Origin of the sequence: Luteitalea sp. TBR-22, assembly GCF_016865485.1 — a bacterium.
GTDB lineage: Bacteria > Acidobacteriota > Vicinamibacteria > Vicinamibacterales > Vicinamibacteraceae > Luteitalea.
The window spans coordinates 1075918-1093079 of sequence record NZ_AP024452.1 but is presented as its reverse complement, the minus strand read 5'-3'; the positions used below and the strand labels follow the sequence as shown (position 1 = coordinate 1093079).

The window sequence follows — 17162 nt, the reverse complement described above, 5'->3', positions numbered from 1 at the left end:
CGGATCACGGCGTGGTCCCTTCCGGCATCAGCACGACCTTGACGTAGCGGTTCGTGTTCAGGTACGTGCTCGCGGCGTCGCGCAGCAGCGACGCGCCCAGTTGGTCGTACAGCCCACGCCACGTGGTGACGTCGGGCACCGGTTCGCCGTACTGATAGGCAAACACCAGCTGGTTCAGGATCGAGCCGTTCTGGCGGCTGTCGATCTCGAGATCGCGCCGCAGCGCCGCCTGCGCGTCGGCCACCTGGCCGTCGCTCGGCCCGCGTGTCTTGAAGTCGTCGACGACGGCAAACAGCGCCTTGACGAGATCGGACGCACGCGCCGGGTCGCAGGCGAACAGGATCGAGATGCGGTACTCCCCGACCGGCTGCTTGGTGAACGTCGGCACGACGCTGACGCCGTACGTGCCGCCGAGGTCCTCGCGCAGCACGCGCTGCAGGTTCCCCGCCAGCGTATCGGCCATCGTCCGGACGATCAGGCGGTTCTTCGGGTTGTTCTCGAACGGCCCGGTGAAGACGACGCCGACCTGGCTCTTGGGCGTCGTGCCTTTGGTCACCAGCTTCTCGACGACGTCGGCTGGCGGACGGATGCCGACGTCCCGACCGGCTTCCTTGCGGCGGAGCGACGGCAGGCTGCCCAGGTAACGCTCGACGAGCGGCTTGATGGTCGCCAGGTCGAAGCTGCCGACGAAGACGAACGTGAAGTCGCTGGCGTCAGCGAAGCGGTCCCGATAGAAGGCCATCGACTTGTCGAGGCTCATTCGAGCCACTGCCTCGCGGGTCAACGGCAGGGCGCGCACGTGGTTCTGGCTGACCGCGGCCGTGAGCGCGTCCTCGAAGGCCGCTTCCGGAAGCGCCTGGCGGTTGGCCAGCGCCGCGTTCAGCTGTTCGGTCGCGGTACGGAAGGCCTCGGCGTCTGCCCGTGGCTGGGTGAACGTCAGGTAGATCAACTGGAACATCGTCTCGAGGTCGCGATTCAACGCGCGGCCGTTCAGTCCCTCGAACATCTCGTCGATGTCCGGGCGCACGAACGCCGCCTTGCCGGCGAGCTTCTTGCTCACGTCGATGGCGTTGAAGGCGCCGAGCCCGCCCTGCGCGACGATCCGATCGGCCGTCTCGGCGGCGATGAAGTCACCATCGGACGCCAGCGAGGTCCCGCCGGGACTGAAGGCGCGAAACAGCACCTCGTCCTGCTTGAAGGTGGTCGGCCGGAGCACCACGCGCACGCCGTTGGACAGCGTCCACTCGGTGATGCCTGACGGCTTCGATTCCGTCCTGGCCACTGCGCCCGGCCGGGGCAGCGGGTCGAGGAGGGGCTTCGTGCTGACGGTGTCGACGTAGGCCGTCAACGCGGCCGCGCCCGCGTCCTTGATCACGGCCGCCAGGGACGCCTCGGTCGCGACGGTGACGCCGTCCTTGCGTGGCGCGGTCACCGACACCACGCGGTTCCGCTCGGGGATCCAACCGCGAGCCAGGCCGTTGATGTCGGCCAGGGTGATCTCCGGCAGGAACCGGCGGGCGAGCGCGTACTCGTAGGTGATGCCCGGGATCGGCTCCCCCTGGGTGAAGTTGCGGATGAACTCGTCGGCGAGCGACTCGGAGGTGTGTTCGTCGTTGGACGAGGCGAGCTGCTCGAAGATGCGCAGGATGCTCAGCCTGTAGCGGTCGAGCTCCGACTGTGTGAAGCCGAACCTGGCAACGCGATCGGCCTCGGCGAGGAGCGCGGCCAGTCCCTTCTCGGCGCCGCCGTCGGGCACGAGGGCACTCATCGTGGTGGCCTCGGTCGACTGCACGAAGAGGCCTCGATTGGTCTGTGCGTCCAGGAACGGCGCGCCGGGCTTCTGCGCCATCTCCGAGAGCCGCGCCGACAGGAGCGCCGCGAACGTCCGCTCGATCGTCAGCTGCCGGTAGGCGCCAAGCGTCGACTGGTCGCGCGCCGGCATGGTGCTGGAGACGCCGACGGTGGTCCGCGTCGCCTCGGGGTCGGTGGCGATCGTGTAGCGCGTGCCAGGCTGTTCCGGGACGTCGTACACGGGTCGGGGCCGTGGGTTGACCGCTGCCGGAATCGAGGCGAAGTGCGCCTTGATGAGGGTCTCCATGGCCGCCGGATCGAAGTCGCCGACGACGATCACCGCCATCAGGTCGGGTCGGTACCAGTCGGTGTAGAACTTCTTCAGGCGGTCGTGGGAGAACGTGCGGAGGGTCTCCGGCTTGCCGATGGGCAATCGCTCGGCGTAGCGGGAGTCCTTCAGCAGCACCGGCAGCTGCGCGTCGAGGATCCGCGCGTTGGCGCCCAGGCCCGTGCGCCATTCCTCGAGGATGACGCCGCGTTCCTTGTCGATCTCGGCCGGCTCGAACGAGACGGCGCTCGCCCAGTCCTCGAGGATCAGCAGCGCCTTGTCGATGACGGCAGGACTGTCGGTCGGAATCCGCAGCTCGTAGACCGTCTGGTCGAAGCCGGTGTTGGCGTTGATGTGGGCGCCGAAGCGCATGCCGGTCGACTGCAGGAACGCGATCACCTCCTGCTTGGGGAAGTGGCGCGTGCCGTTGAACGCCATGTGCTCGACAAAGTGCGCCAGCCCGCGCTGGTCGTCGTCCTCGAGGACCGATCCGGCGTTGACCACGAGCCGGATCTCGGCACGGTTCTGCGGCTGCTTGTTGGCCCGGATGTAGTAGCGCATCCCGTTGGCCAGGGTGCCCACCGTGATCCGGGGATCGACGGGGACGGTGTCGGTCAGGGGCGCGTCGTGCGCCCCGGACACGACGGCCCGCTGGCCCGCGAAGGCCATGCCGGTGCCGAGGGTCAGGGCCGACAGCATCACGATCAACGAAGTGCGGGCGCACGTGGTCATGGCTCCATGGTTCCACAATCGGCATCCGGGCGTCGCGCCCGGCCGTGGAGCGGCTGGCAGTCATCGGGACGCTGTCACAATGGCGCGCGGACGCGCCCATGAAGACCCTCGTGATGCTGGCCTCGGCAGGACTGATCGGTGGAGCCATGAACGCCCTCGCGGGGGGCGGCAGCTTCGTGACCCTGCCAGCGCTGATCGCGGCCGGGCTCCCGTCGGTTGCCGCGAACGCCTCGAGCACGGCGGCGCTCTTCCCTGGCGGTGTCACCAGCGCGTGGGTCTACCGGGGCGGGTTGACGACGGTGGACGGCCTGCCGTTCGCGCCGTCGCTCGTCGTGACGCTCCTCGGCGGCTTGTGTGGCGCGCTGCTCCTCGTCTGGACGCCGACCACGCTCTTCGATCGCGTGCTGCCTTTCCTGCTGCTGGCTGCGACCATCACGCTGATGCTCGGACCCAGGCTCGGAAGCCGCGTGCGGTCGCGCGTCGCGGTGGGACGCACGACGGTGCTCGGCGTCCAGTTCGTCCTCGGCACGTACGGCGGCTATTTCGGCGGCGGCGTCGGCCTGATGATGCTCGCCGCCTGGAGCCTGTTCACCGCGGCCGACATCAAGGCGCTCAACCCCGCGCGGATGGTGATGGTGACGGCCGCCAACATGGTGGCCGTCGTCTGCTTCGCGCTGCTCGGCATGGTGTGGTGGAGGCAGAGCGTCGCGCTCGGGCTGGGCGCGATGGCGGGCGGCTACCTCGGCGCGCACCTGGGCAAGCGGCTCCCGGCCAGACTCGTGCGTGCGGTGATGCTGGTGATCGCGATCACGATGACCGTCTTGTTCTTCCGCCGCGCATTCCTCACCACCTGACGCGATCGTCGTCGCGACGCGCTGCCTCGATGCCTACCTCCGCGCCTTGCCACATCCGCCTGGTGACCGGGCCTGCCGCATCTTCCGGGATCTGATACGAGCGCGCCCCCTACGGCGACGATCGGCGCCGACGGCCGCTACGCGGGCGGCTCGAGCCGACGCAGGAAGCCCGACACCTCGCGCAGGCCGTCGGCGAGCACGGTGGGGTTGTTGGCGTAGCCGATGCGAACCGTGCCCTCGACGCCAAACGCGCTGCCCGGCGTGAACAGCACGCCGGTCTCCTCGAGCAGGCGGAGGCAGAAGGCCTCCGACGACATGTCGAGGTCGTACGCCAGCAGCGCGATGGTGCCGGCGCGCGGCTTCACCCAGGAGATCAGCGGCTCTGCCGCCACCCATGCCTCGAGCACGGCGAGGTTGGTGCGCACGATGTGCCGGTTGCGCGCGAGGATCGCGTCTCTCGACTCGAGCGCGATCGCCGCCAGCAGGTCGTCGATGCGTCCGACGCTGATGGTGTTGTAGTCGCGGTGCACTTCGGCGGCGCGCAATACCGCGGGTGGACCGCAGATCCACCCCAGTCGCACGCCCGCGAGCGAGTAGGCCTTGGACATGCTGCCCGTGCTGATGCCCCTGGCGTAGAGGTCGGCGATCGACGGCACCGGCGCCTCGTCGTCGTGGGTGGCGTCGCGGTAGACCTCGTCACACAGGACGTACGCGCCGACCGCGTCGGCCATTGCCACGATCGTCGTCAGTGCCTCGGCATCGAGCAGCGCGCCGGTCGGGTTGTTGGGATTGGTGAGTGCGATCAGCCGCGTGCCTGGCGTGACCAGCGCGCGCAGGGCATCGAGGTCCAGCCGGTACCCGTCGTCGGCGCGCAGGCGCAGGCGTTGCACGTCGGCGCCGAGGCTCTCGGGAATCGCCTCGTGCTGCTGGTACGTCGGCACGACGGTGACGACGCGATCGCCAGCCCCGACCAGCGCCTGGTACACGAGCGCATTCGCGCCCGAGGCGCCATGCGTGATCAGCACGTCGCGCCAGGACTGCCGCGCGTAGAGCGCCGCGATCGCCGTGCGGAGCCGCTCGCTGCCTTCGATCTCGCCGTACGTCAGCTTGATCGGCCGCAGGTCGGCCAACAGGGCGTCGCGCACGCCGGCCAGGTCGAGCAGTTCCCCCAGGGTGAGCGATTCGATGCAGGTCTCGGCGAGGTTGAGCGCGCAGCGGGTCTCATGGGCGTTCATCCACTGCTCGACGGCAAACGGGGCGATGTGCATGGTCGTGATGGTGGTGGCCCCCGAGGCGAGGGGCCCGGCTATTCAAGCACATGCAACTCGGCAGCAGGTGGCTGGCTCCGAAGTTCGTCGCGTCGACAGCTCGACAGTTCGAGATGCCTGCCGTGACGCACCCGTTCGGGCCGATGTCGCGACCCGACGGTGGCCGACGTTGGCTGTAGAATGGCCGCGTACCGTTTGGTAAGGCGACCTTGAAATGACCGTGCATGCGACGGGTGGCGCACCCGCCATGATCGTGCGCGCCGCCCGACAGGCACTCGCGTTCCTGTTCCTGGTCGCGGTCGGCTGCGGCGGTGGGCGATCGGCGACGCCGGCGGTTCCGGTGATCGGTTTCACGACCGTGCCGCCCGTGGCTGCCGGCGGACCCGATCGGACCAGCCGTATCGCCGGTCGGGTGATCGGCGCGCGGCCCACGCAGCGCGTCGTGCTCTACGCCAAGGCGGGGCCGTGGTGGATCCAGCCGCTGACCGCCGAGCCGTTCACCGACATCCGCCCGGATGGCTCGTGGGAGAACACCACCCATCTCGGCACCGAGTACGCGGCCCTGCTCGTCGACGCGACGTTCCAGCCGGTCGACACCATCGAAGCCTTGCCGACGCCCGGCGGCAAGGTGGTGGCGGTCGCCACGGTGGCGGGCAGCGGCCACGATGCCGACCCGCCGAAGGTGCTGACATTCAGCGGTTACGAATGGCAGGTCCGGCAGAACGCCAGCGACCGCGGGGGGCGGAACGCCTATCACCAGGACAACGCCTGGGTGGACACCGACGGCGCGTTGCACCTGCGCCTGGCGCAGCGCGACCGACAGTGGACCAGCGCCGAGGTGATCCTCACGCGATCGCTCGGCTACGGCACGTACGCCTTCACGGTTCGCGACACCTCGACGCTCGATGCCGCCGCGACCCTGGGCATGCTGGTGTGGGACGACGAGGCGGCCGACCAGAACCACCGGGAACTCGACATCGAGATCAGCCGGTGGGGCGATCCGGACCTGCCGAACGCGCAGTACGTGGTGCAGCCGTATTACGTCCCGGCCAACGTCGCCCGCTTCTCGGCACCGGCCGGGCTCCTGACCCACGCCTTCCGCTGGGAGCCGGGGCGCGTGTCCTTCCAGACGACGCGCGGTCGCCAGGCGCTTGGCAACCCCGTCGTGCATCGCAAGGCATTCGTGTCGGGCGTGCCGTCGCCGGGCGCCGAACGGGTCCGGATGAACCTGTACTACTTCCGCTACGCGCCGAAGCCGCCGGAGGCTGACGTCGAGGTCGTCATTGAACGCTTTCACTACCTGCCGTAGGCACGTCGCTGGCGCGGCCTCGGTGACCGGCGTCCTGCTCGCGGCGACGACGTGGCTGGCACCGCCGCTTGCGGCGCTCGATGCCGAGCGAACGCTCGGGCAGTACCTGCGTACCCGCTGGAGCAGCGAGTCGGGGTTCCCCGGCGGCCCCGTCCACGCCATCGCGCAGACGGCCGACGGATACCTCTGGATCGGTGCCGAGAAGGGCCTGGTGCGCTTCGATGGCCTGACCTTCCAGTTGGTCGATCCCCGCGCCGGCACCGGCGCCGGCGCCGCGGTCCTCGGAGTCACCGCGCCGGCAGACGGCAGCCTGTGGGCGCGCCTGCGGGGCGTGGGGCTGGTGCGCTCCCACGACGGACGACTGGACCATCTCGGCGCCGCGCCGGGGGCACCGCGGTCGGTCGTGACGGCCATGGGCCTCACCCGCGAGGGCGCCGCGCTCTTTGCGACGATCGCACACGGCACGCAGACACATCGGGACGGCCGCTTCGCCTCGGTCATCGCGGCCGGCGTCCTGCCGAGTTCCTCGTTCGTCGTGGCGCTGGCCGACACCGGCGACGGCAGCCTCTGGCTCGGCACGCGCGACGCCGGCCTGCTGCGCGTCAGCGGCACGCGCGCGGTGCGCTACACCGAGGGCCTGCCGGACTCGAAGATCAACTGCCTGCTCGCCTCGCCTGACGGCAGCGTGTGGATCGGCACCGACCGGGGGATGGCTCGATGGAGTGGCGCCGCCATCACCCAGGACGGCGTACCGATGGCCCTGCGACGCGTCGCGGTGTTGAGCCTGACCCGCGACCGCGATGGGAACCTCTGGGTGGCCGCGGGCACGCAGGGCCTGCTGCGCCTCGCTGCCGATGGCTCCGTACAGTCGGCCACCGACGCAGGCTGGTCGGGCGGACATGTCGCGGCCACCTTCGAGGACCGCGACGGCAACCTGTGGATCGGCACCGACCGCGGCCTCGAGCGATGGCGGGCTCCGATGTTCACGACGTATACGCCGGCACACGGCCTGCCGGCCGACCCGAGCGGCCCCATTCACGCCGACAGCGATGGGCGGGTGTGGTTCGGCCCTGCCACGGGGGGCCTGTACTGGCTCCGCGATGGGCGGGTGTCGGCCGTGACGGCACCCGGGTTGCGCGGCGACGTCGTGTACTCGATCCACGGCGAAGGAACCGAGATCTGGGTCGGCTGGCAGCGCGGCGGACTCATGAGGCTGCGCGTCGGCAGCGACGAGGCGATCGCGATCGACCGTATCACGCAACGCGACGGGCTTGCCCAGGACAGCGTCTTCGCCGTCCACCGGACGCGTAGCGGCGCCACCTGGGCCGGCACGCTCAGTGCCGGAGCCACCCTGGTGACGCAGGGGCGGCTCGTCACGTACGACACGCGCAGTGGACTGCCCTCCAACACCGTCGCCTCGTTGCTCGAGGCCCGTGACGGCACGATGTGGTTCGGGACGCCGAACGGCGTGGCGGCACGTTCCCCGGGCGGGTGGCGCACCTTCACCACCGCCGACGGCCTGCCCTCGAACGACATCATCACGCTGTTCGAGGATCGCCGCGGCACGCTCTGGGTGGGCACCACGAAGGGGCTCGCCGTGATCAGGGCCGGCAAGGCCCTGGTCGTCGATGGCAACGACCGCGCCTTGCGCGGGCCGATTCTCGGCCTCGCGGAGGATGGACGCGGCTGGCTGTGGATGCATGCCGCCGACGAGATCCTGCGCGTCAGGCGACAGGCGTTGCTCGACAACGCGGTGCTGCCAGGCGACGTGCGTCGCCTCGGCATCGCCGACGGGCTACCGGGCCTGGACGCCATCAAGCGCCACCGCGTGCTTACGCAGGACGACAAGGGACGCATCTGGATGGCGCTGACGGGCGGCCTGTCGATGACCGATCCTGCCCGCGCCGATGGCCGCACCCTGCCGTCCGCCACGCAGATCGCGCAACTGACCGCCGATGGCGTGTCCGTGCCGACCGATGGTCCGATTCGGCTCGCGCCGAGCCGCCGCATTGCACTCGGGTATGCGGGCCTCAGCCTCTCGGTGCCCGAACGGGTGCGATTCCGCTATCGGTTGGACGGGTTCGACCGCGACTGGAACGAGCCGACCGCAGAACGCCAGGTGGTGTTCACGAACCTGCCGCCGGGTTCGTACCGGTTTCGACTCGTTGCCTCGAACAGCGACGGGGCCTGGAACGGTGCCGAGTCGACGTTGTCCTTCGAGATCGAGCCCTGGTTCTGGCAGACGGTGTGGTTCCAGTTGACCTCGATGACGGCCGCCGGACTGGCCGGGTGGGGGCTGTACCGCCTGCGTGTCCGCCAGGTGGCGCGCCGCCTGACGGCGCGCTTCGAGGAGCGGCTGGCCGAGCGGACGCGCATCGCGCAGGAACTGCACGACACGCTGCTGCAAGGCTTCCTGAGCGCCTCGATGCAACTCCATGTCGCCGTGGAGGCCCTGCCACGGGACGTACCGGCGAGACAGTCACTCGAACGGGTGCATCACCTGATGCGGCGCGTCATCGACGAGGGCCGACACGCGGTGATCGGGCTGCGCGCGCCGGGCACCACGTCGCCCGACCTGGCCCTGGCCTTCGCGGGCGTTCAGCAGGAGTTCGGCAGCGCAGGTCCGGCATACCGCGTCGTCGTGGAGGGCCGGCCGCGCGCACTCGAGCCGATGGTGCGCGACGAGGTCTATCGCATCGGTCGAGAGGCCCTGGTGAACGCCTTCCGACACGCCGATGCGACGCAGGTCGAGCTCGAGATCGAGTACGGCCCGAGAAACCTCTCCCTGCTGGTTCGGGACGATGGCCGGGGCATCGACCCGGGGTCCTTGCGCGACGGGACCGACGGGCACTTCGGCATCGTCGGCATGCGTGAACGTGCAGGGCGCATCGGCGGGACCTTCAGGATTCGCAGCCGCCCGGGTGCCGGTACCGAGGTGGAGCTTCGCGTCCCCGGGCCACTGGCGTTCGAGCGTCGATCGTCACGCTGGTTCCCCTGGAAGGTCACCGGTCGTCGGCCGTCGGGCATACCCGCCCCGCGACGTGGGGAGACGGAGGAGCAGTCATGACCGCGAGCACCCGGATCCGGATTCTCAGTGTCGACGACCATCCCCTGATCAGGGAAGGCATCGCGGCGGTGATCGACAGCCAGCCGGACATGCAGGTCGTGGCGCAGGCGTCCACCGGTCGCCAGGCCCTGCAGTGCCACCGCGACCACCAACCCGACGTGACGCTGCTGGACCTGCGCCTCCCGGACGGCAGCGGCATCGACGTGCTCAGCGCCATCGTGGCCGAGAGTCCGCAGGCGCGCATCGTGGTGCTGACGACATTCGAGGGTGATGTCGAGATCCAGCGCGCCTTTGCCGCAGGTGCCCGAGGTTACCTCCTGAAGGGCATGCCGCCGAGCGAACTCGTCGACGCCATTCGCCACGTCCACGCCGGGCGCAAGCGCATCCCGCCGGCCGTCGCAGTCCAGCTCGCCGAGCACGTGGGCGACGAGTCGCTCACCGAACGGGAACTGGAAGTCCTGCAGTGGCTGGCCGAGGGCAATCGCAACAAGGACATCGCAGTGGCGCTGTCGATCTCGGAGGAGACGGTGAAGGTCCACGTGAAGCACATCATGGAGAAGCTCGGCGCCCGCGACCGCACCGGCGCGGTGAGCATAGGCGTACGCCGCGGCATCATCCAGTTGTGAGCGGCGCGCATCCCTCGAAAGCGGTATGCCGCCTCCGCACCATCCGGGGACTCGCATGAGGCATGCGTTTGCGTAGGCTCCGTGCGGGGCCCAGGGCGTCCGACGGCCCTCTCGAAGGAGCCTCGGCCTGCAACGATTCTTCTCGACCTTCCCCGGCGGCTGGCCCGGAACCGGCCTGCTGGTGCTCCGCGTGGCGACCGGCGCCGCGGTGCTCGCTGATGCCATTCCCCTCCTGAGGAGCGGCGCCGAAGCCTCACTCGCATCGTGGCTCGTCGCCGGCCTTGCCGCGCTCAGCGGCGCCGGCCTCGTCATCGGTGCGCTCACGCCGGCCATGGCCGCTGGCGTCGTCCTGTCGGCGCTCGCGATGGCTTTCACCGATGTGCCGCACGTGCGTTCCCAGAACTGGCCCAGCCTGCTGCTGGATGGCGCCAATGCGATCGCCCTGGCAATGCTGGGGCCGGGAGCCCTGTCGATCGACGCCTGCCTGTTCGGTCGCCGCGAGATCGTCGTGCGCGACGCGGCACGTCGGCGGGCGCGGCACTAACGCGATCGAGGTAGCGGCCGCCGACGCCACCGCTGTAGTCATCGCTGCCCCCAATGCGTGATTCGCCGGGCGGATACGAAGGCTATCGTCTGGATGTCCGCTGAAGCAGCCGTCGGCCAAGTCAAAGGAGTTGCCATGGGTCTCGCCACTGCCATCGCCCCACGCGAGGAACGCGTGAAGGTCAGGGATGGATTGCACCTCTTCATCCGCTCGTGGGTGCCCGACACCGCCCCGCGTGCCGTCGTCGGGATCGTGCACGGCGTGAAGTCGCACAGCGGCTACTACCACTGGGCCGCGCAGCAGTTGCTCGCGAAGGGCTTTGCCGTGTACGCCGTCGACCTGCACGGCCGCGGTCGCTCAGAGGGCGAACGCTTCTACCTGGCACAGATGGCCGACTACGTCGACGACGCGCACACGCTCGTCAGGCTGGCCAAGGGCCGGCACCCGGCGCTCCCGTTCTTCCTGCTCGGTCACAGCGCCGGAGGGGTGGTCTCCTCGGTCTACACGCTCGAGCATCAGGACGAGCTGGCGGGCTTCATCTGCGAGAGCTTCGCGTTCCAGGTGTTCGCCCCGGACATCGCGCTGTCGGTGGTCAAGGGCCTGAGCCATCTGGTCCCGCACGTCCACGTGTTGAACCTCAAGACCGAGGACTTCTCCCGCGACCCTGCCGCGATCCAGGCGATGCTCGACGACCCGCTGATCAAGGACGAGTCGCAGCCGACCAACACGGTCGCCGAGCTCACGCGCGCCGACGATCGACTGAAGCGGGAGTTCCCGCAGATCACGCTGCCCTTGCTGATCCTGCACGGGACGGCCGACAAGGTGACCCGGCCGTCCGGCAGCCAGTTCTTCTACGACACCGCCGGCTCGAGCGACAAGACGTTGAAGTTCTACGACGACCACGCGCACGACCTGCTCAACGACCTCGGGCGCGAGGGGGTGATGCAGGACATCGTCACCTGGCTCGAGGCACGCCTGCCCGCCGCCTGACCAGCACACCGCCACGCATCCGCGACCTCGCCCCCGACACTCACACTGTAATTCGCACACTCCAGGGAGAACGGACCATGCCCACCTTCACGACCCGCGACGACGTCACCATCCACTACAAGGACTGGGGCCCCGCCAACGGCCCAGTCGTCGTGCTGAGCCACGGCTGGCCGCTCTCCGCCGACAGCTGGGAGAGCCAGGCGTTCCACCTCGCCGACAACGGATTCCGTGTCGTGTGCGCCGATCGCCGGGGCCACGGACGCTCGTCGCAGCCGTGGCATGGCAACGACATGGATCACTACGCCGACGACCTCGCCCAGCTCCTCGAGCACCTCGACCTGAAGGACGTCTCGCTGTTCGGGTTCTCGACCGGCGGTGGCGAGGTGGCCCGGTACGTCGGACGCCATGGCACGCGACGCATCGCGGCACTCGGCCTGATCTCGGCGGTGCCGCCGCTGATGATGCGCACCGAGGCCAATCCCGGTGGCCTGCCGATCGACGTGTTCGACGGGTTGCGTCGCGCCAGCCTCGCCGACCGGTCGACGCTCTACCGCGAACTGGCGAGTGGCCCCTTCTTCGGCTACAACCGCCCCGGCGCCACGCCGTCTCAGGGCGCCATCGACAGCTTCTGGCTGCAGGGGATGATGTCGGGCCACAAGAACGCCTACGACTGCATCGCCGCCTTCTCGGCGACCGACTTCAGCCAGGACCTGCGCCGCTTCGACAAGCCGACCCTGATCCTGCACGGCGAGGACGACCAGATCGTGCCCATCGACGCCGCCGCCCGCGCCTCGGCGCGGCTCATCCCGCACGCGACGCTCATCGTCTATCCGGGTGCGCCGCACGGCATCACCGAAACGCACAAGGACCAGCTGAATGCCGACCTGGTGGCGTTCCTGCGCGGTGTCCCGGCAGCGACTGCCGCACTCGCGACGGCCGCACGCTAGTCGTCACGCACGGCCGGGCGCCGACCCTGGCGTTGGCGACGGCGGGCGGAACACCAGGTCTCGGCGGTTCACACCGATCACGGAGCGAGGCACACCATGAGACGACTTGCATCGATGGCCTGTGGCCTGCTGCTGGCCACCGCAATCCGGGCGTCGGCAGCGGTCGAGGGCGGCCTCGACGCGACGCAGACCAGGTACGCGGAGATCGATGGGACACGCATGGCGTACCGGATGATGGGCACCGGATCGCCGATCGTCTTGCTGACGCGGTTCCGAGGCACCCTCGACACGTGGGATCCGCTCTTCCTGGAGCAGTTGGCCCGCGATCACCGCGTGGTCACGCTGGACTACCCCGGGGTCGGCTACTCGAGCGGCGTGCTGCCCACCGACATCGCACAGGTGGCGGCTTCGGTGCACGCCCTCGCGTCAACCCTGGGCCTGACTCGCTACGCCGTGCTCGGCTGGTCGTGGGGCGGCATCGTCGCACAGGCGCTCCTGCTCCAGCACCCCGAGGCGGTGTCACACGCCGTGCTCGTCGGCACCGCGCCTCCGGGGCCGGGCCAGGCGGAGGTCCAGGCGGCCTGGTTGGAGCGCGCGCTGAGACCTGTCAACGACCTGGCCGACGAGGAGATCCTCTTCTTCGAGCCGAGGTCGGCTCGAGCAGGCGCGCGGCAGCGAGTTCACGCGATCGCATCTACGCACGACCAGGCGTCGCCGAACGCATCCCCGCCCGCGAGGGGCAGTTCACGCCGTTCTTCGCGATGGCCGCGGAGTTCAAGCAGGACGCGGCCGGTCGACGCGCGAGCCTGGAGAAGAGTGAGGTGCCGATGCTGATCCTCTGCGGCGACAACGACCCCAGCGTGCCGGCGACCAACTGGTACCCCTTGATCGGCCGCATTCCCCACGCACAGATCGTCGTCCTGCCGCAGTCCGGCCATGGCCCTCAGCACCAGTATCCGCACCTGTCAGCGCGCTACATCGCTGCCTTCCTGCAGACGACCCGCTGAGGTCGCGGTCGCGACACATCGGCCCGAGGTCTGCCCCGAACAGTCGCGGTTCACCGGGACAGCCTCAGGCCGATGGCGACCAGCACGAGCACGCCACCGACCGTCTGGAAGCCGACGCCGAGCCACCACGCGACGCCGGCCTGGCCGGCGACCGTCTCGAGGTAGGCCGCTCGTGTGCCGGAGCCGACGGCGATCGCGTCGATGCCGCCCGCGGCGACCCTTCCGTGTACGAAGACCGGTTCGTCGCTGACCAACCCCCCGTAGCTGGTGTCGATGATCTTCGACCTGTCCTGCCAACGCGTCGACGGCGAGATGATCGCGTAGCTGTCATCGACGATGCGCAGCGTGCCGCCGTCGGCAGTCACCAGGTCCAGCGATGGCGTCACCGACTCGACGACCTTCCAACGAATGCCACGCTGGCGCTGTGTGGTGTCCCGCTCCTCTTCCTCCTTCACGTAGGCCACGAAGTCGCGGAACCGCCGCGGCTGACTGGCAAGGATGCGCCCCTCGACGAGGACCTCGGTACCGACCGGTGTGGCACCGATCGCGTGCGCGCCCGGCGACGGCAGCGCCGCCAGCCTGGCATGCTCGGCGACGGCGAGACGCGGAACGAAGTGGGCAACCGCGGCGCCGGCCAGGCCGAGCACCAGGCCGACACCACCGACGATCACCGCCGCCACGCGTCGTCCGGATCGAGGAGTCACACTCATCGGCGCCGATTGTAGTCGGTCGGCGACAGGCGCACGACGCGCGCGCCGGCGGCCGGAGAGAGACGTCAAGTACGGCTGACGACCTGCCCCAACAGGACGAGACCGGTCGCTATCAACGCCGCGCCCGAGACCCGCGCGACCCTCCCGCCGCCGGGCAACACGCGCTCGGCCGTGATCGCGATCGTCACCAGCACCATGGCCTGAAGGTCCATCATGCCGACGGCCAGCCATGCGGCCATCAGTGCGCCACTGCACAGGCTGCAGTGGAGACCGTGGCGCAGGCCGTGCACCCACGCCGAATGCACGCCGGGCACCGCGTGGGCATGCCTCTGCGGCGCCGCCCGGCAGAGGGCCAGGCAGCGAGCCTTCCAGTCGGTGAGCTGGATCACCCCGGCCGCGAGCACCACGCCCGCCACCAACGGCGACGGCAGGAGGTCGGGCGCATGGTGATGCGTTCCCGACGCCATCGCCGCGGCGCCGAGCACGAACACCGCGATGCCCACCGCCGTCCAGTAGGCCAGGTATCCCAGGCCAGCCACCGCCGCCAGTCGGTTCGGGTTCGGTGCATGCCCGATCCGCAGCGCCCGGTGGTACTTCCACAGCTCCGGGTACGCGGCGGGCAGCATCATCGCCACCATCATCGGACTCCACATCGCCAGGAAGGCCACCGCAGCGTCGAGCCGTCTGCCCCCGGGCGCGGGCATCCACGGCGTCGCGACGCCGGCCGCGTCGTGCACCGACAGCTCATGGCCCTGCATCGGAGCCGATGCCATCGTGGCCGTGAGCCATGCGCTGGCCGCGAACAGGCCGATCGCGACACCGTGCATGGCCCACGTCTGGTGATGCCTTCCCGCGGCGGTGGTCATCGCCTGCCGTACTCGTCGTGCCGGCGCCACCACACACCCGACTCGTTGCGCCCCTTCGGCGCACGGTCGAGCCACTGATACATGCCCCAGAGGGCGTCGAGCCCGCGCGCATACGTGGAGTACGTGTGGTAGACGACCGCGCCGTCACGCACGAAAGCGCTCATGCCCGGCCGCTCGCGCGTGTAGGTGGCCGGGTCTGTGCCGGTCATCGCGGCGATCTCGGCGACCGGTCCGACCGCGCCCTTCAGCCGCCATGCCGCTTCGCGCCGGTAGTTGTACTCGACAAGTCCGTCGCGCTGCTGGGCCTCGGTGAACCACACGTTGAAGTCCGCGTTGAAGTCGGTCCTGGCCGCGGAAGCCCAGGGGAACGTCCACCCCATCCGCTGCTTGTACGCACGCAGCCGTGGCAGCGGCGCGCGCGACACGGCCGCCAGCGTCACGTCGTGGTTGGCCAGGTGCACGGCGATGCCATTGAAGCCGTCGGCGATCGTCGAGCACGACGGGCATCCGGCCTCGTAGTCGGGACCGAACATGAAGTGATAGAGCAGCAGCTGCGAACGCCCGCGGAAGAGGTCGGCCAGCGTTGCCGCCCCCTCGTCCGTGTCGAAGTCATAGACCTTCTCCACCCGCACCCACGGCAGCGCCTGGCGCTGCCGGGACAGTTCGTCGCTCTGCTGCGTGAACGCCTTCTCGGCGCGGAGCAGTTCCAGTCGCGCGGCCAGCCACTCCTCCCGCGTGCCGACTCGAGCCATGCTCGCCGTTGTCGTCTCCGTCGTCATGATGTCTCCTCCATGAGCGCCCCGTGACCCGACCACTCCCGGTCGGCCCTCACGACTGGCGTGGAGACAGATGTAGCCTTCGTGGCAGGAGTGCGGAGAGTGACAAGTGTGACGGGATTGCGATGGACTCGCTGATCCGTGCGGCAGCGCACGCGCTCGCCACGGGGGATCCCCTCGGCGCGCTCAAGCGCGTGGCGCTCCGCGAGGATGCGCCGGCCCTGGCCCTGCGCGGCCTCGCGATGGCGCAGCTCGGCGAACTGGCAAAGGCGCGAGGGCTCCTCCGTCGCGCGATCCGTGCCTTCGGCCCGGTGGACGTGGTGTCGCAGGCGCGCTGTGTCGTCGCCGACGTCGAGATCGCGCTGGTGTTGCGCGACATGTCGTGGTCGCCGCGCACGCTCAGTGCCGCGCGGGACACCCTGCACACTCATCACGACGACGCGAATGCTGCCCACGCGCGCCACCTCGAAGTCCGTCGTCTGGCGCTGATCGGGCAACTCGACGAAGCGGAGCGCGTCGCCACGCAACTCGATTCATCCGAGCTGGCGCCGACTTCGCGCGCCGCCCACGAGCTGGTGGTCGCTGGCCTGGCCTTGCGCCGACTGGACGTCACTCGCGCCCGCGCGGCGTTCGGTCGCGCTGCCCTGGCGGCACGCACCGCGGCGATTCCGGCGCTCAGTGCCGAGGTCGCGCACGCGTCGACGGTGCTGCGGGAGCCTGCCGCACGCCTCATCAGGGGCAGCGACTCGCGCATCGTCACGCTTGATGACGTCGAGGCCCTGTTCCGCTCGGATGCGGTCGTCGTCGACGCGTGTCGATGCGTGGTCCGGCACCGGCAGGTCGCGGTCTCGTTCCGGCGACGACCGGTACTGCTGGCGCTGGTGCGTGTGCTGGCGGAAGCCTGGCCAGGCGACGCCTCACGCGAGCGCCTGGTCGCGCGGGTCTTCGGCGCGACGTCAGCGGACGAGTCGCATCGCGCGCGGCTGCGGGTGGAGGTCGGGCGCCTCCGTCGGCTCCTCCACGGGATCGTCGGCGTGACGGCGACGCGGGAGGGCTTCGTCCTGACTCGCCCCTCTGGCGACGACATCGTCGTGTTGGCACCGCCGAGCGACGCTCCGCATGCATCGGTGCTGGCGCTGCTCGCCGACGGTGAGTCGTGGTCGAGCTCGGCGCTGGCGCTGGCGCTGGGCGCCAGCCAGCGCACGGTGCAACGGGCGCTCGAGTCGTTGCAGCAGGAAGGACGCGTCCACCCCAGCGGAAGAGGACGCGCTCGCAGGTGGGTGAGCCTTGACGCTCCCGGACTCGCGACGCCGTTGTTGCTCCCCGGTCCGTGGCCGACAGGCTAGG

The 17162-nt window shown here is 69.9% G+C and carries 15 protein-coding genes; 10 read left to right on the top strand and 5 right to left on the bottom strand.

The features are described from left to right. Positions 1 to 4 precede the first annotated feature (4 nt). Positions 5 to 2851, bottom strand: coding sequence for a pitrilysin family protein (locus TBR22_RS04495; protein WP_239491760.1), 2847 nt, complete (start codon positions 2849 to 2851; stop codon positions 5 to 7). A gap of 98 nt (positions 2852 to 2949) precedes the next feature. On the opposite strand from TBR22_RS04495, the gene TBR22_RS04490 reads away from it, so the two are divergent. After that, positions 2950 to 3705 (top strand): sulfite exporter TauE/SafE family protein, encoded by a 756-nt coding sequence (locus TBR22_RS04490; RefSeq protein ID WP_239491759.1) that lies wholly within the window; start codon positions 2950 to 2952, stop codon positions 3703 to 3705. 137 nt (positions 3706 to 3842) lie between these two features. On the opposite strand, the gene TBR22_RS04485 is transcribed toward TBR22_RS04490, so the two are convergent. After that, entirely contained in the window at positions 3843 to 4973 is a 1131-nt protein-coding gene (locus TBR22_RS04485) for an aminotransferase (RefSeq protein ID WP_239491758.1), read from the bottom strand. Positions 4974 to 5187: 214 nt separating this feature from the next. Between TBR22_RS04485 and TBR22_RS04480 the strand changes: the two genes are divergently transcribed. From TBR22_RS04480 to TBR22_RS04445, 8 genes are all read left to right on the top strand, one after another. Then, entirely contained in the window at positions 5188 to 6282 is a 1095-nt protein-coding gene (locus TBR22_RS04480) for a hypothetical protein (protein WP_239491757.1), read from the top strand. 22 nt (positions 6283 to 6304) lie between these two features. After that, positions 6305 to 9349, top strand: a complete 3045-nt coding sequence (locus TBR22_RS04475) for a sensor histidine kinase (RefSeq protein ID WP_239491756.1) — start codon at positions 6305 to 6307, stop codon at positions 9347 to 9349. Continuing rightward, positions 9346 to 9975 (top strand): response regulator transcription factor, encoded by a 630-nt coding sequence (locus tag TBR22_RS04470; RefSeq protein WP_239491755.1) that lies wholly within the window; start codon positions 9346 to 9348, stop codon positions 9973 to 9975. Before TBR22_RS04475 ends, TBR22_RS04470 begins: the two co-directional genes overlap by 4 nt. Positions 9976 to 10165: 190 nt before the next feature. Further along, entirely contained in the window at positions 10166 to 10519 is a 354-nt protein-coding gene (locus tag TBR22_RS04465; RefSeq protein ID WP_239491754.1) for a hypothetical protein, read from the top strand. Positions 10520 to 10654: 135 nt separating this feature from the next. After that, a complete protein-coding gene (locus TBR22_RS04460; RefSeq protein WP_239491753.1) occupies positions 10655 to 11509 on the top strand; it encodes an alpha/beta hydrolase in 855 nt (284 codons plus the stop codon). Between the two features lie 77 nt (positions 11510 to 11586). After that, complete coding sequence (locus tag TBR22_RS04455; protein WP_239491752.1) at positions 11587 to 12456, top strand: alpha/beta fold hydrolase; 870 nt, start codon at positions 11587 to 11589, stop codon at positions 12454 to 12456. A 96-nt stretch (positions 12457 to 12552) separates the two neighbouring features. After that, complete coding sequence (locus tag TBR22_RS04450) at positions 12553 to 13290, top strand: alpha/beta fold hydrolase (protein WP_239491751.1); 738 nt, start codon at positions 12553 to 12555, stop codon at positions 13288 to 13290. After that, entirely contained in the window at positions 13284 to 13463 is a 180-nt protein-coding gene (locus TBR22_RS04445; RefSeq protein ID WP_239491750.1) for an alpha/beta fold hydrolase, read from the top strand. Before TBR22_RS04450 ends, TBR22_RS04445 begins: the two co-directional genes overlap by 7 nt. 50 nt (positions 13464 to 13513) lie before the next feature. On the opposite strand, the gene TBR22_RS04440 is transcribed toward TBR22_RS04445, so the two are convergent. The 3 genes from TBR22_RS04440 to TBR22_RS04430 are packed head-to-tail and all read right to left on the bottom strand — an operon-like array spanning position 13514 to position 15818. Next, the gene (locus TBR22_RS04440) at positions 13514 to 14242 is read right to left on the bottom strand and encodes a hypothetical protein (RefSeq protein WP_239491749.1); all 729 of its coding nucleotides are present in this window, start codon (positions 14240 to 14242) and stop codon (positions 13514 to 13516) included. Beyond that, on the bottom strand, positions 14239 to 15039 hold the full coding sequence (locus TBR22_RS04435) for a DUF2182 domain-containing protein (protein ID WP_239491748.1): 801 nt from the start codon (positions 15037 to 15039) through the stop codon (positions 14239 to 14241). Before TBR22_RS04435 ends, TBR22_RS04440 begins: the two co-directional genes overlap by 4 nt. Beyond that, positions 15036 to 15818 (bottom strand): DUF899 domain-containing protein, encoded by a 783-nt coding sequence (locus TBR22_RS04430; RefSeq protein ID WP_239491747.1) that lies wholly within the window; start codon positions 15816 to 15818, stop codon positions 15036 to 15038. Before TBR22_RS04430 ends, TBR22_RS04435 begins: the two co-directional genes overlap by 4 nt. A 122-nt stretch (positions 15819 to 15940) precedes the next feature. Between TBR22_RS04430 and TBR22_RS04425 the strand changes: the two genes are divergently transcribed. Further along, positions 15941 to 17161: a hypothetical protein gene (locus tag TBR22_RS04425; RefSeq protein WP_239491746.1), complete on the top strand. Its 1221-nt coding sequence runs from the start codon at positions 15941 to 15943 to the stop codon at positions 17159 to 17161. Position 17162: the final 1 nt, after the last annotated feature.